Source organism: Cyclobacterium sp. SYSU L10401, assembly GCF_010993705.1.
Classification (GTDB): domain Bacteria; phylum Bacteroidota; class Bacteroidia; order Cytophagales; family Cyclobacteriaceae; genus Cyclobacterium.
In genome coordinates this window covers 45,569-58,833 of record NZ_WOFO01000012.1, presented here as the reverse complement: position 1 = coordinate 58,833, position 13,265 = coordinate 45,569, and the positions used below count along the sequence as shown (strand labels likewise).

Below are 13,265 nucleotides of genomic sequence, written 5' to 3'. Positions count from 1 at the left end.
AGGTCCCGTCGGGATAAACTTCTCACCCCATGAAATATTTAAATAAAAAAAGATCGCATATTATTATGCAACCTTTTCTAACTTGGTGATCCCGCTGGGGTTCGAACCCAGGACCCTAACATTAAAAGTGTTATGCTCTACCAGCTGAGCTACGGAATCGGTAATATTGACCAGTTGAAGGCCCTGAAATAATTGGGCCTCGTTGTGATCCTTTCAGGACTCGAACCAGGAACCTTCCCGACTTTGGGTCGGGATGCTCTATCGAGTTTCGATATTCGATCACACCTAAAGTGATCCTGCCAGGACTCGAACCTGGAACCTACTGCTTAGAAGGCAGTTGCTCTATCCAGTTGAGCTACAGGACCTTTTTAATTTAACTTAATATTTATCACCTAACCCACCCAGCATGCTGGCCCAAGCCTAAAAATGTCCTAAGGGACATTTTCTTAACGCCTCGTCCTCCGACCTAAAAGTCGGGATGGGCTATCCAGTTGAGTTATTCATTAAAATAGAAACAGGCTTTTCAGCCTGTTTCATGGTGCTTTTTCAAAAGCTTGTGCAAATGTAAGGCGGTTTTTTTTAATTACAAACTGTAAATTGCAATTACTTTTTTATTAACTCAAAATGATTGTTCATCTTTACAAAAAAAACTGTTTGCATGCCTTCTGAGCCATTGACTGCATTAGATGATTTTTATGTCAAGACCATTGGTGAAATCCCACTAAAGGAAATTTTATATTGCGTGCCGGATACCTCCATAGCGGCGGCTGCCCAAATCATGCGGAAAGAAATGTCCAGCTGCTTGTTTGTAGGCTGGGATAAAGCCCGGATTCTTGGGGTCATCACAGACATTACATTGAGAGATAATGTGTTGGCTCAGGGAGTATCACCGGAAAGCCCGGTAGCTGATATCATGGACAAAACGCTGGTTTCCATTCCAAAAACAGCATTCGTTTATGAAGCCTTATTGCTTATGTTTCGCACCAAAACCAGGTACCTGCTGGTCTCTGAGGCAGGGGAGTACGTGGGTGTGACGAGTAGAAATAAGATATTGACCATTCAGTCACAATCTCCTTTTGTATTTATCCAGTCGGTAAAGTTGGCCCTGGATAAGGAGGAATTAAAGTTAAAGTGGCAGCAGGTACCCGGTATTGTGGATCAATTGATCCAACGAGGGGTAAGGGCTGAAATCATCAATCAGATTATCTCTACCGTAGCAGATACCATTGCGCTGAGGGTAATCGAGCAGGTGGTAAAAGAGCAGGGACTGCCACCGGCAAATTTTGTTTTTTTTGTTTTGGGAAGCGAAGGCAGGAAAGAGCAAACCCTGAAAACAGATCAGGACAATGCCATTATTTATGAGGACAAAGCCAATGAACAGCGGGCATTGGTGAGGGATTATTTCCTGGGATTTGCCAGGGAGGTTTCAGACAGGCTTCATGAGATAGGCTTCAATTATTGTAAAGGGGGCTACATGGCCAGCAATCCCAAGTGGACCCATTCCCTTTCTCATTGGAAGAAAAATTATGCCGCCTGGTTTCAGGAATCCTCCATTGAAACGGTAATGAGTTACGGGACATTCTTCGATTGCCGACCCATATATGGTGACTTTTCCTTGCTAAATGAGCTGAAGGTTTTTATGGATGAACAACTGCAACATCCCCTGGAGCGGTTTTATTTCAACATGGCACAAAATGCCCTGCAATATGATACCCAGCTTACCTGGTTGCGAAATATAAGGACTTTTAAAGTGGAGGAGGAACAAGTTTTTGATATCAAAAAAGCCATGACACCCATGGTAGATGCCATCCGCTTGTATGCGCTGGCCAACAGGATATTTGAAACCAATACAGGGAAAAGACTAAAAATTCTTACAGAAAGAGGTGTTTTTACCAGCAAGGCTTCGGCTGAGTTATACCAGGCCTATTATTACCTGATGGGCTTAAGGCTGGAAAAGCAGGCAGGTACCGTCATCAAGGACAATAGGCCACCTGTCAATTACATCAAAATCAATACCTTAACCAAGGTCCAGGTAGTGACCATCAGAGAAATATTTAAGGTTATCAGGGATTTGCAGCTGAAAGTGAAAATTCAGTTTACCAAAACTTTTTGAAACCTTAAAATAATTGGGGTTTATCCATTGGGATAAAATGGGTACTTTGCCGGGGTAAACCCAATTTTCAATTTCCCTGGCCTTTGGGAATTCGCACTTTATGGAAAAAAATAACCATGCTTTTGGTCATTCCCCAATAGGAAAGTTACTGGTACAGCAGGCCCTTCCGGCAGCGGTAGGGATTTTGGTTTTATCCATTTATGGTATTGTAGACACGATATTTGTAGGTCGTTTTGTGGGCTCCCTTGGAATTGCCACCATCACGGTGGTGTTACCGATCACCTTTCTGATCTCAAGTATAGGCATGTCTATAGGGGTAGGGGGAGCATCCATTATTTCCAGGGCATTTGGGGATGATGATAATCCCAGGGCCTTCGCTACTTTTGGCAACCAGATTGGGATGACCCTGACCCTGGCCTTGTTTTTTGTCGGTTTGGGCTATGTTTTTTCAGACGAAATCCTGAAACTTTTTGGGGGGAAAGGAGATGTTTTACAACCCGCCAGGGATTATTTTTCCATCATCCTCATAGGTATTCCATTTTTGGCCTGGGCCATGATGAGCAATAATGTGATCCGGGCTGAGGGTTATCCAAAAGTGGCCATGTACACCCTCATTGTACCTGCTGTTTTCAATATCATTTTAGATCCCATTTTTATTGTGTGGTTGGATATGGGGCTAAAAGGCGCCGCATGGGCCACTACCATTTCTTATATTACGAGTGCAGGCTATACTTTGTGGTTTTTCATGTTTGGAAAATCCATCATGAAAGTTAAAGTTTCCTGGTTTAAACCTGATATGGCCATTGCCAGGGAAATTTCTGCCCTGGGGGCAGTTACGCTGGCCAGGCAGGGGACCGTAAGTATACTGGCCATAGTTCTGAATAATGAGCTCTTTATTTACGGAGGAGAAATGGCCTTATCGGTTTTTGGTGTAATCAACCGGGTCATGATGTTTGCCAATTTTCCGGTGTTGGGCATCACCCAGGGCTTTGTGCCCATTGCCGGATACAATTATGGGGCAAGATTAAGGGATAGGGTGCACCTGGCCATCAGGCTTGCATTGCGGTCTTCAAGTTTGATAGCCTTTTTGATTTTTATTTTGATCATGAGTTTTACTGGCTCGTTGATCCAGATTTTCACAGAAGATGAGGCCCTGATTAGGGAGAGTATCCCTGCGATGCGCAAAGCCTTTCTGGCTACCCCACTTTTAGCCTTCAGCCTGATAGGGAGTGCTTACTTTCAGGCGATAGGCAAGCCAAAATCCGCCTTATTACTGGCCTTAAGTAAACAAGGTATATTTCTGATACCCCTGGTCATTATCATGCCCATTTTTTTTGGTTTGGAGGGGATCTGGTACGCCTTTCCGTTGGCAGATACAGGGGCTGCTGCTATTTCTTATTTTTATCTGAAAAAGGGTACCGATGCCTTGTAAGGGAATCGTATTTGAAGTTTATTTCCTATTATCAAGGCGGTGTCAGTATTTGAAATACATTTGAGAAAATGTTTAATCGCTTATTCGTTTAATTTCATTTTTGATCTTTCAGGTAAGAAAATAAGATGGTATGAGAGCAGCTTTTTCAAAGGTTATCATTTGTGTTTTTCCCAATGAGTTATTTAATAAACACCTCATCGGTAGTGCTGCATTGCAATCAGTCCTGATGAAAAAGAAATAAAAAAAGCCCCGGTCAGGCGACCGGAGCCTTTTCACTAGACCTAACCAACTTTAATTTCTTTTTTTGCAGGGGCAGCAGTCTGTTTAATTTTTGGAATCTGAAGCAGCAAGATGCCATTTTCATATTTGGCCGCTATCTTGTCGTTTTCTGCATTTTCCGGAAGGCTAAAGGACCTTTTTATGGAGGCATAGGAAAACTCCTGCCTTTTGATCTCTTCTTTATCCTCTTCCTTCTTCATTTCTTTTTCGGCCTGTATGGTGAGTACGCCGTCAGAAAACTCAATTTTAAAATCCTTTTTTTCAAATCCCGGAGCTACTACCTCCACCTGAAATTCTTTCTCTGTTTCTTTTATATTTACTGAAGGGATCTCAAATTTTTGATCCCAGTCGTAAAACCGATTTTCAAATTCTGGAAAGTTCGCTGATCCCATCAGATCAGATATTACCTTAGGCCAGAGACTTCCGTTTCTTTTTGCTGGTGTTTCCATTGGTTAATTGAATTTAGTGGGTTATCTTTTTATTAGAGTACTAAGTTAACCCAACAACCTTTTATTCTTCATGATCCCTATCACGGGAAAACATGATTTTCAACCAATGCCGGAAAAGGTCTTTTAAAGAAAAGTGTAAAATGGTTCTGTTGTACGGTTGTTAAATCAAAATTGATAATCATGTCCGAACACATATTTCAGGATTTCTTAAAAAAATAGAAATAGTTTTTTTTTATTGTGAAATGATCCTGCCGTCTTCCATTTCAATGATCCTGTCGGTACCAGCTGCAAATTCGGGGTCGTGGGTAACGATCAATAAAGTCTGGTTGAAGGTACTGGCCAGTTCTTTAAAAATTTCGAATACAATATCGCTGTTTTTTTTATCCAGGTTGCCGGAGGGCTCATCGCCCATAATGATTAAAGGATCATTGATCAGCGCCCTGGCAATGGCCACCCTTTGTTTTTGTCCTCCGGACAATTGGTTGGCCTTTTTTAGTGCATGGTCTTCCATTCCAAAGATGCGCAGTTTTTCCATGGCTTTGTATTCCAGTTCTTTTCGGCCGATTTTCCCCAGTTTGAGGCCTGGAATCATGACATTTTCAAGGACAGAAAACTCTGCCAACAGGTAGTGGAATTGAAAGACAAAACCGATTTTTTCATTTCTGATCCTTGAAAGAAAGGAGGAGGATTTTCCGGTAACAGGGCTGTCATCTATCAGCAATCTGCCCTGGTAGCTGGTGTCCATGGTGGATAAAATGTAAAGCAAAGTGGATTTTCCACAACCAGATTTGCCCATTACAGAAACAAATTCACCCCTGTTGATGGTGAAGGTGATGTCTTTCAGTACCTGAGTCTCTACCGGGTTAAAAAAATATTTATTGATTTTTTGGGCTTCCAAAACAAGTCTTTCCTTCATGTCATTTTCCTCTTATGATTTCTACCGGATCTACACTACTGGCTTTTTTTGCGGGGAAATAGCCCGCCATGTAGGTGGTCAGTAAGCTGAAAACACCACCAATGATATAATACCGGGGATTAAAGTCCACCGGGAATGTGGTGATGGTAGGTAGGGCCTCGGTTTCAAAGGGGAGATGATCGATGCCCAACCCTGCCAGATATCCCAAAATTAACCCTACGGCCCCACCCACTATCCCAATGATCAGTGCAATAAGGATGAAGATAATGTTTACATCTCTACCGGAAAATCCGGTAGCCTTTAATATGGCGATGGTATCCATTTTTTCATAAATCATCATGTTCAAAATATTGTAAATACCAAACCCTGAAACGATTAGCAAGGTGATGCCAACGGCATAGCTGATCAGGTTCCGTATTTCAGTACCGGTTTCGAATTGAGCATTGACGGTTTGAATGTCGTCTGCTTTGATTTCAAATAAATCACCATAATCGCTGGCCATGGACGGAGCCAATTCAAGGGCCTTCAGTTTTACCTGAATATCTGTAATGAAAGAGGAGGGTTCGCCCAATATTTTTTGGGCTGTTTCCAGGGAGGTATAACTCTGCACATTGTCCAGTTCACCCAATCCTGACTGGTAATAGCCAACTACCTTCAATTGTACCGAATTTCCCTGTGCGGTGGTAGCCTGAATTACATCACCGATCTGTGCCAACATCCGGTCGGCTGCCCCTTTGCCCAGGATGATGCTGTTGTTGGTGTTTTTCAAATCACCTGTATTTCCGACAGTGACATAATCATCAAATGTGAAAAGTGCATTTTCTGCATCTACATCAATACCATTTATGGATCCTGTGATGTCAATATTGCCTATGTTGTAAAATACCTGCGTGCTGACCTTTGGTGCTACGCCCAGGACCCTTTCATCGTTTTGCAAGGTTTCAATCATGGCCGCACTATTGTAGATGCTTTTGCGGACATTGTTTGGCTTGATGGACCTGATGATGTTATGGTAGCTCTTGTAAGTATCAGAGCCATCAATAGGTTGGTTGGGATTGGGTTTGATTTCATTGTAGAAACGGATATGTGGCGTTCTATTCAGTACCAATCCATCCAACATCAGGTTCAATCCGTTCATAAAACCCAATAATGCCACAAACATGGTGATACTGAAAGTTACACCAACTGCTGCAACCAGGGTTTGCTTCAGCCGGGCCAGCATCAGTTTTTGTGCGATTTCCAACAATAAACTGTACTTCATGTGTTTATAATTGTTTCTTAATGGTCACATGCCTTTCTGTCTCCTTTAGGCAGGCTCGATTTTATGGCTTGATCAATTCTGTCGTTCCTTCAATCCCACTGACTATTTCTGTGTGTTGGTAGTTTTTTATGCCAGTTTTGACTTCCAGGGTATCTCCTGCTGCATTCAGGACATATTTGTCCTGTAATATATATGAAGAGGGGATCATGAGTGCATCTTCCTTTACCTGAAGGATAATGTTCGCCTCCAGGGTCAAATTAGGGTACAGCTGAGGAGGAGATTTGGTGAATTCTGCCTCAACCACAAAGCTTTTGGTTTTGTCATCCATCATGGGGTTTATCTTTGTCACTGCTGCATCGAAAACCTCCCCGCGGTAGCTGTCCAGGTTAACCTTTATATTTTGACCGGGTTTTATTTGAGCAATATCATTTTCATCTACCAGGAGCTCTAAAATAAATTCTTCTCCATCTCCCAATACTGCCAGGCTGCTTTGTTGGTTTACCAGTTCTCCTGCCTCTTTTAATAAGGCATAAACCCTGCCGTCTATTTCGCTCTTAATTTTCAAATCATTGGCCCTGGACCGGGCTATTTCAAAGTTTTTTTGGGCATTCTCAGCATTGTATTGCAGTTCCCTGGACAGGGTTTCATGCGTAAGTTCCAGACCAGCTAGCTCAGTTTTGGACTGGGAATATTGCAATTGCCTTTGTTCCAGTTCAACCCTTGTCCCAATGCCCTTCTTATGCAAGTTTTTTTGCCTCAACCATAAAAGCGAATCGTGTCTCATTTTATCCTGCGCCAAATTTATTTTAACCACCAGGTCTTTTAGCCTGGCGGTGTTGTTTTCCCTTTCGGAAAATGATTGGGAGATCCGGGCCAATTCCTGATTCAATTGAGTTGCCTCATTGGTTAAAGTAAACAATACCGTCCCCTGCTGTACCTGATCTCCCTCGCTGACATGAATTTTTTGTATGTAGCCAGTATTGTTGGGCTGCACCTCATACTGGTTTTTGCTCAACACTTTACCTGAAGCATATACCGAGAGGGTAATGTTTTGCCTGATAGGAGAAATTTTCTCAGCAGGGGGAGAGCAGGATATTAAGATAAGCAGCAGGGTGAAAACGGCACATGAAGAGAATTTAAACATAGATATCTGTATTTAACTATCAACTTTTTTCACTTCACCAATTTAACGGGTTTTCATGAATGGTTGGTACTGTAAAAAATAAAATGTTAAAGCATAAATTAATTGCTTGTAAAATCTCTGCTAATCAATTTTGTTTCGTAATTTAATCATTTGATTTTAAGTAGTGCAAGTTAGAATAGGATGAAGAACGTGTAGAGATGAAAACGAGTATAAAGATATCTATTCTATATGTATTTGTAGGTATACTGTGGATTTTTGGAAGTGATATTTTGGTCCTATATTTTTTTCAGGGTATTGATCCTTCTATATTAACAAGGTATCAATCTTTTAAAGGAGTATTATTTGTTGTTTTGACAGGAAGCTTGTTGTATTATTTGATGGATAAACATTACCGCTATCTAGATGGTAAGGTCCAGGAACTCGAGAAGGCCAACATTAAAATAGAAAAGGAGCGAATAAAATCAGAACACGCCAGGAACCAATTGGATCAGTTTATATTGGTGGCATCCAATGAATTGGTGGAACCAGTGAGACAAAGCCATGGTTTTCTGGAACTGTTTATTCGTAAAAATAAAGATAACCTGCCGGAAAAATCCATTTCCTTTCTGGAGTTGACTTTGGATAATTTTTATAAAATAAAAGATGTGATTCAGGATCTGGTAGAGTTTTCCCAATTGACTGAAGAAAGGGAAGTACCCCAATTGGTAGACCTGAATGAAGTTCTGGAAAAGGCAGTTCATTTGAACTCGAGGAAATTTGGTGGAGGTAAAATTGACCTGAAAAAAGGAAATCTACCTATGATCAAAGGTGATTATAAAAGGTTTCTGCAATTATTTGATCACTTGTTGAATAACGCCTTTAATTTTCGGGATCCTTCCAGACCATTAAAGATTGAAATCAGTGTTTCCAGTGCAGATGGTTACCAAACCATTGCCGTGAAAGACAATGGTATAGGCATTGAATCTGAAAATTTGGACAGTATATTTTATATCCTTCAGCAATATGATCAAGGGCTGATCAAAAGGGGATCCGGTATGGGCTTGGCCATTTGTAAGAAAATCATTGAAGACGCAGGAGGTAAGATCTGGGCCACATCCGTTTTAGGAGATGGAAGCACCTTCTATTTTACTGTAAAAGAGATGGTTTCCGGATCTAAAACCGAGGACGAATAGAACATTACCATAGGTCAACCCTTCAGTAAGGTTTATTCTTTTAATGCCAACCAATTAACCCTTCAGGGAATGCCGTTTATTATGGCTGATTTCAAATTAAATATCCGCTTAAGGCAATTGTTTTGTGAGGATTAAATTTTCATCCGTTCTCCTGGGGTGAAATAAAAATTTCTCTATTTATTTTTGGAATTAAATAATTTAATATGCTTATTTCATCACTCATCCAAAGGTAAAACAGGGATGGAAGATCCTAACCAAAAGTAAACTTGCTGAACATGACCATGTTGAGAATATTCTTAGTTGAAGACAATGAAGGCGATGTATTATTGATTTCAGAGGCTTTAGAAGAGCTCAATATCCCCTTGCATATCACCTACGCCAAAGATGGTCATGAAGCAGTTGAATTTTTGGAAGATTGCTTATGTACAGAGTATGGAAGCATTCCTGATCTGGTTTTACTGGATATCAATTTACCTAAAAAAAACGGACAGGAAGTGCTGCAGTTTATCAAAAGCTCCAACAGGCTGAAGCAAATTCCTGTCATCATGCTGACAACGTCCTCCAGTGAAAGAGATATTCTGGAGTCCTACCAAAACCATGCAAACAGTTATATTTCCAAACCAATGGGTCCGGAAAGTTATCAGGACATCCTGCAGAAAATTGAAAGCTTTTGGTTTTCATTGGTAAAGCTTCCCTCCAAAGTTTAACCTATGTCTTCAGAAGATGATATCCAAAACATCCTAATCATCGAAGACAATGAAGGTGATTATGTACTGGTAGCTGAGGCCCTGGAGGAAAAATTCCCTGCAGCCGAAATCGATTGGGTGGCCACTTTTAAGGATGCTGCTACCAAAACCTTTGGTGATTTTGATGTCATTTTATTGGACCTTAGCTTGCCCGATAAAAGTGGGGAACAACTGATCAAGGAAATTTTAACCCTGGCTTACCGGGTTCCAATCATTGTGCTGACCGGGTATGCTGACAGGAGTTTTGCCGTAAAATCTATCAGCCTGGGCATGTCGGATTACATGATCAAAGATGAGCTTCATCCAGACATCCTGTATAGAAGTATCCTATATAGTATAGAAAGGAAAAAAGTATTCAACAGGCTGGAAGAGTCTGAACATCGGTATAAAGAACTTTTTCACCTCAGCCCATTACCCATGTGGGTGTATGACCAGATTTCTCTTGAGTTTCTGGATGTCAATGAGGCTGCGATCCAGTCCTATGGGTATTCCAGAGATGAGTTTCTTTTGATGACCCTTACCGATATTCGGCCTAATAAAGAGAGAAATACCCTACTGCATGCCGTTGAAGAGGGTAAAAAGTATTCAGGCTTTCGTAATGCAGGGACTTTCCTGCATACAAAAAAAAATGGGGAGGTCATCACAGTGGAAATCAGTTCAAATCCAATAAACGTCAGCGGTCGACCGGCCAAGTTGGTGCTGGCAAACGATATAACCCTGAAAAAAGCCTATATTGAAACCATTGAAGACCAAAATAAAAGGCTCAAGGATATTGCATGGATTCAATCTCATGTAGTACGTGCCCCCCTGGCCAGGCTGATGGGCTTGGTAGGCCTTCTGGAAATTGAACTTGCCGACTTGCCTAATGACAAAAAGCAATTGTTGGACTATGTGTTGGTTTCCGCTGCAGAATTAGATGAGGTGATCAAGGATATTAATTCCAAAACCCAGAAGATTGATTTGCCCGATGACCAAAATATTTAACTGATTAAATCCCTTTCCTTAAAGTAAAATCATCCATAACATACCCACTCCCAATAGTAATAACTTCGTCCCTTATCTTTGTAAACCCCTGGCTTAAATAAAATTGATAAGCTTTTTTATTGTATTTGTTGACGTTGAGCACCAGGTTATCCATGCCGGTTTTTTTGCCGGTTATTTCCAGGTAAGTCATTATTTTCTTGCCAATGCCTTTCCCTTGTGCCTCAGGTAAAATATACAGTTTATGGATTTTTAGGTCCGGAATTCCCAGGTAGTGAAGTTCATAAGAGGCAAATCCCATGGCTTTACCTCCTTCCGATGCAATGAGAAAATGATGGCCTTTTTTTTCCATTTGCTCTTGCAGGGAGGAATTGCTGTACATCATATCCATCATATAGGCCAGTTGTTCCGGGCTCAGGATGTCTCCGAAGGCACTGGGCCAAATCCTTTTGGCCAGGTCCTGAATGAGCGGGATTTGTTGGCGATCTGCCTGGGTAATTTTAATCATTGAATCCTCTTTTTTGAATCGATAGCTTACGAAACGTATTTTGACCAATTGTGCCTGTGAATTTATCCTGTAATATTAAGGAAATTTTCATCATAAGTTGCTTCAAAACGGCTTGTTCCAAAGCTACCAATGAGAGGCATTCGGTAAGAAAATCAAATCATCAGGACAGATAAAAGTATCATTCGTCCATTTTGATGAAAAAGGATAGGGGATATCATCTAAATTGATCCTTATACAAAAGATATTTTTTTGATTTCGAAATACATATTTGAATGGATAAGATCAAACCCTAATCACACTTAGCCTATGTCTGTTTACCTGATAGTCCTGTTTTTATTGATTCTGGTTTTTTTGGCTGGAGCTATAAAATTTGTCACCTGGTATAAATCTCTAAAGAGAAGGTCTCTGGATGCCCTGAAGGATTTACCCGATGACCAGCTCTCTGATTGGAGTACTTCCTTTTTGGCCAATAAACGACAGGAGATGGACCTGCTTGCAGATGCTACCATTCAGGAAATCATGGAAAAAGGGGAATTGGCGGCAGTTAACCAATTGTTTGAAATGATCACCAAAGATAAGGACCAATTGCCTGCGGATGCGCCACAGACATTAAAGGCCTATTTTGAGATGTCCGGGGAATTACCTGTATGGGCCAATCAGGACTTGATTGCCCTGGGACAGCAAATCTATATACGCCATGGTATTTGGGTCAACCTGATGCTTTCTTACAAATCATTACCGGAATGTTATGCCTGTGCGTCAGGGGCTGAAGTTTTGTTCCAAACCGCCCGATTGAATGAAAAACACGGAGAGATGAACGCTTTTTCAAGGAGAATTGCCGAAACAGCCCTTTTTGTGGTTTATGCGATGACTCCCGGAGGACTCTCCGTCAAGGGCAAAGGGTTAAGGGCCATACAAAAGGTGCGGCTGATACATGCTGTGATCCGGTATTATCTTAAGCGGCAAGGTTGGGATGCTTCCAAGTATGGTGAACCTATCAATCAGGAAGACATGGCGGGGACACTGATGGCTTTTTCAGCATTGATCCTGGAAGGATTGGAAAGCATCGACATAAAATTGGAGGAGGTGGAAATGGAGGCTTATACGCATTGCTGGGCTATCATTGGGCACCTGATGGGGCTTCAGGATGACATGATCCCCCATACCTCAGCCAGTGCCAGGAAGCTGGGGCATGCCATTTTTGACCACCAGGTGACGAAGAGTAGCCAGGGAGCAGCCCTGATGGATGCTTTACTGGTATTCCAGAATAAAAAATCCCAACCGATTTTAGGTGAAAAATCCAACCATGCCCTGATGCGGTTTTTTATGGGCAAAGACATTTCGGATCTGTTGGATGTACCCAGCGTCGAGACCGCTCATATTCATACCATGGGGAAGCGGTTGAAATTCTGGTCCTGGATTGCAGAGAAGCTGGACAAAAGCCTGGTCTTTTCCATGGTACTGCAGTGGATCACCAAACATTTGTCTATTTTGATGATTAGCCGGATGACGGATACCTCCATTATCAATTTTTATATCCCCAAGTCGCTTACGGTTGATTGGGGAATATCAACACCAAAAAACCAGCGCCATGGAGCATCATTGGATTAACCTGCAAGTATACTCCCCCCTTGAAATAGGCTTTTTACTGGCAGGAACTGTTTTGTGGAATGTTGCCTATTTTATCATCATACGGAATGCCATCCGCTTTAAAAAGATGGAGATGCCTTTTCTAGCCGTTTGTTCCAATATCGCATGGGAGTTTTCCTGGGCATTTCTGCTCCACACCGATTTGGGAGAACTGTTCCAATGGGGGCTAAGGGTTTGGTTTTTTATGGATGTAGCCATCTCTTATTTTACTGTCAGGTATGGAGCAAGCCAGATGAAGACAGATCTCTTCGGGAAGATGTTTGTGCCCTTTATGCTGATATTGGTGATTTGGTGGATTCCTGTATTTTATTTCTTCGAAACGGAAGGACTTGATACCAAAATGGGGACTACCTCTGCCTATTTAATTACCGTAGTCATGGCCTCCTTGTTTGTCTTTAATGCCTCCAGGAAGGCCCCTGGGCTGATTGGAACCAAATCCGTCGCCTGGTTTAAGTTTTTTGGGAATTTGTTCATGACCATTTTTGTGTTTTTACATCATCCTGACAGCCACTTTCTTCAGTTGCTTACGTTTGCTGTTTTTGTGTTGAATATCATTTACATTTTGCAGGTATCCCGGGGAGCTAAAGCGAATCAACATTGAAAGCTTTACTAAA

12 protein-coding genes and 2 tRNA genes are annotated in these 13,265 nt (G+C 41.6%); 7 read left to right on the top strand and 7 right to left on the bottom strand.

From position 1 onward, the window contains the following. Positions 1 to 83: 83 nt before the first annotated feature. Positions 84 to 159: transfer RNA gene (locus GL182_RS21335), tRNA-Lys, on the bottom strand. 132 nt (positions 160 to 291) lie between these two features. Beyond that, a tRNA-Arg gene (locus GL182_RS21330) sits at positions 292 to 365 on the bottom strand. 293 nt (positions 366 to 658) lie between these two features. Between GL182_RS21330 and GL182_RS21325 the strand changes: the two genes are divergently transcribed. Next, complete coding sequence (locus tag GL182_RS21325) at positions 659 to 2,113, top strand: DUF294 nucleotidyltransferase-like domain-containing protein (RefSeq protein ID WP_163381824.1); 1,455 nt, start codon at positions 659 to 661, stop codon at positions 2,111 to 2,113. Between the two features lie 100 nt (positions 2,114 to 2,213). Next, positions 2,214 to 3,545 (top strand): MATE family efflux transporter, encoded by a 1,332-nt coding sequence (locus GL182_RS21320; protein ID WP_163381823.1) that lies wholly within the window; start codon positions 2,214 to 2,216, stop codon positions 3,543 to 3,545. A gap of 281 nt (positions 3,546 to 3,826) precedes the next feature. On the opposite strand, the gene GL182_RS21315 is transcribed toward GL182_RS21320, so the two are convergent. From GL182_RS21315 to GL182_RS21300, 4 genes are all read right to left on the bottom strand, one after another. After that, positions 3,827 to 4,273, bottom strand: a complete 447-nt coding sequence (locus GL182_RS21315; protein ID WP_163381822.1) for an Hsp20/alpha crystallin family protein — start codon at positions 4,271 to 4,273, stop codon at positions 3,827 to 3,829. Positions 4,274 to 4,505: 232 nt separating this feature from the next. Then, positions 4,506 to 5,189, bottom strand: a complete 684-nt coding sequence (locus GL182_RS21310; protein ID WP_163381821.1) for an ABC transporter ATP-binding protein — start codon at positions 5,187 to 5,189, stop codon at positions 4,506 to 4,508. Between the two features lies 1 nt (position 5,190). Then, positions 5,191 to 6,450 (bottom strand): ABC transporter permease, encoded by a 1,260-nt coding sequence (locus tag GL182_RS21305; RefSeq protein WP_163381820.1) that lies wholly within the window; start codon positions 6,448 to 6,450, stop codon positions 5,191 to 5,193. Positions 6,451 to 6,511: 61 nt separating this feature from the next. Beyond that, positions 6,512 to 7,594, bottom strand: coding sequence for an efflux RND transporter periplasmic adaptor subunit (locus GL182_RS21300; protein ID WP_163381819.1), 1,083 nt, complete (start codon positions 7,592 to 7,594; stop codon positions 6,512 to 6,514). A 197-nt stretch (positions 7,595 to 7,791) separates the two neighbouring features. Here GL182_RS21300 and GL182_RS21295 point away from each other — a divergent pair, with 197 nt between their 5' ends. The 3 genes from GL182_RS21295 to GL182_RS21285 all read left to right on the top strand — a co-directional run bounded on the left by GL182_RS21295 (position 7,792) and on the right by GL182_RS21285 (position 10,496). Further along, the gene (locus tag GL182_RS21295; protein WP_163381818.1) at positions 7,792 to 8,766 is read left to right on the top strand and encodes a sensor histidine kinase; all 975 of its coding nucleotides are present in this window, start codon (positions 7,792 to 7,794) and stop codon (positions 8,764 to 8,766) included. Between the two features lie 281 nt (positions 8,767 to 9,047). Then, positions 9,048 to 9,473 (top strand): response regulator, encoded by a 426-nt coding sequence (locus GL182_RS21290; protein ID WP_317167823.1) that lies wholly within the window; start codon positions 9,048 to 9,050, stop codon positions 9,471 to 9,473. Positions 9,474 to 9,476: 3 nt separating this feature from the next. After that, positions 9,477 to 10,496 carry a response regulator gene (locus GL182_RS21285; protein WP_163381816.1) on the top strand — a complete coding sequence of 340 codons (1,020 nt, stop codon included), beginning with the start codon at positions 9,477 to 9,479 and terminating at the stop codon, positions 10,494 to 10,496. Between the two features lie 4 nt (positions 10,497 to 10,500). Here the strand turns inward: GL182_RS21285 and GL182_RS21280 are convergent, their stop codons facing one another. Next, the gene (locus tag GL182_RS21280; RefSeq protein ID WP_163381815.1) at positions 10,501 to 11,001 is read right to left on the bottom strand and encodes a GNAT family N-acetyltransferase; all 501 of its coding nucleotides are present in this window, start codon (positions 10,999 to 11,001) and stop codon (positions 10,501 to 10,503) included. A 306-nt stretch (positions 11,002 to 11,307) separates the two neighbouring features. Here GL182_RS21280 and GL182_RS21275 point away from each other — a divergent pair, with 306 nt between their 5' ends. Both GL182_RS21275 and GL182_RS21270 read left to right on the top strand, forming a co-directional pair. Continuing rightward, complete coding sequence (locus GL182_RS21275; RefSeq protein ID WP_163381814.1) at positions 11,308 to 12,612, top strand: oxygenase MpaB family protein; 1,305 nt, start codon at positions 11,308 to 11,310, stop codon at positions 12,610 to 12,612. After that, entirely contained in the window at positions 12,593 to 13,252 is a 660-nt protein-coding gene (locus tag GL182_RS21270; RefSeq protein ID WP_163381813.1) for a hypothetical protein, read from the top strand. Before GL182_RS21275 ends, GL182_RS21270 begins: the two co-directional genes overlap by 20 nt. Positions 13,253 to 13,265: the final 13 nt, after the last annotated feature.

What these genes read in the sequence shown, in the direction of transcription:
- GL182_RS21310 (WP_163381821.1), bottom strand. Translation starts at nt 5,189, where the DNA reads ATGAAGGAAAGACTTGTTTTGGAAGCCCAAAAAATCAATAAATATTTT.
- GL182_RS21280 (WP_163381815.1), bottom strand. Translation starts at nt 11,001, where the DNA reads ATGATTAAAATTACCCAGGCAGATCGCCAACAAATCCCGCTCATTCAG.
- GL182_RS21320 (WP_163381823.1), top strand. Translation starts at nt 2,214, where the DNA reads ATGGAAAAAAATAACCATGCTTTTGGTCATTCCCCAATAGGAAAGTTA.
- GL182_RS21305 (WP_163381820.1), bottom strand. Translation starts at nt 6,450, where the DNA reads ATGAAGTACAGTTTATTGTTGGAAATCGCACAAAAACTGATGCTGGCC.
- GL182_RS21270 (WP_163381813.1), top strand. Translation starts at nt 12,593, where the DNA reads ATGGAGCATCATTGGATTAACCTGCAAGTATACTCCCCCCTTGAAATA.
- GL182_RS21315 (WP_163381822.1), bottom strand. Translation starts at nt 4,273, where the DNA reads ATGGAAACACCAGCAAAAAGAAACGGAAGTCTCTGGCCTAAGGTAATA.
- GL182_RS21295 (WP_163381818.1), top strand. Translation starts at nt 7,792, where the DNA reads ATGAAAACGAGTATAAAGATATCTATTCTATATGTATTTGTAGGTATA.
- GL182_RS21300 (WP_163381819.1), bottom strand. Translation starts at nt 7,594, where the DNA reads ATGTTTAAATTCTCTTCATGTGCCGTTTTCACCCTGCTGCTTATCTTA.
- GL182_RS21275 (WP_163381814.1), top strand. Translation starts at nt 11,308, where the DNA reads ATGTCTGTTTACCTGATAGTCCTGTTTTTATTGATTCTGGTTTTTTTG.
- GL182_RS21290 (WP_317167823.1), top strand. Translation starts at nt 9,048, where the DNA reads ATGTTGAGAATATTCTTAGTTGAAGACAATGAAGGCGATGTATTATTG.
- GL182_RS21325 (WP_163381824.1), top strand. Translation starts at nt 659, where the DNA reads ATGCCTTCTGAGCCATTGACTGCATTAGATGATTTTTATGTCAAGACC.
- GL182_RS21285 (WP_163381816.1), top strand. Translation starts at nt 9,477, where the DNA reads ATGTCTTCAGAAGATGATATCCAAAACATCCTAATCATCGAAGACAAT.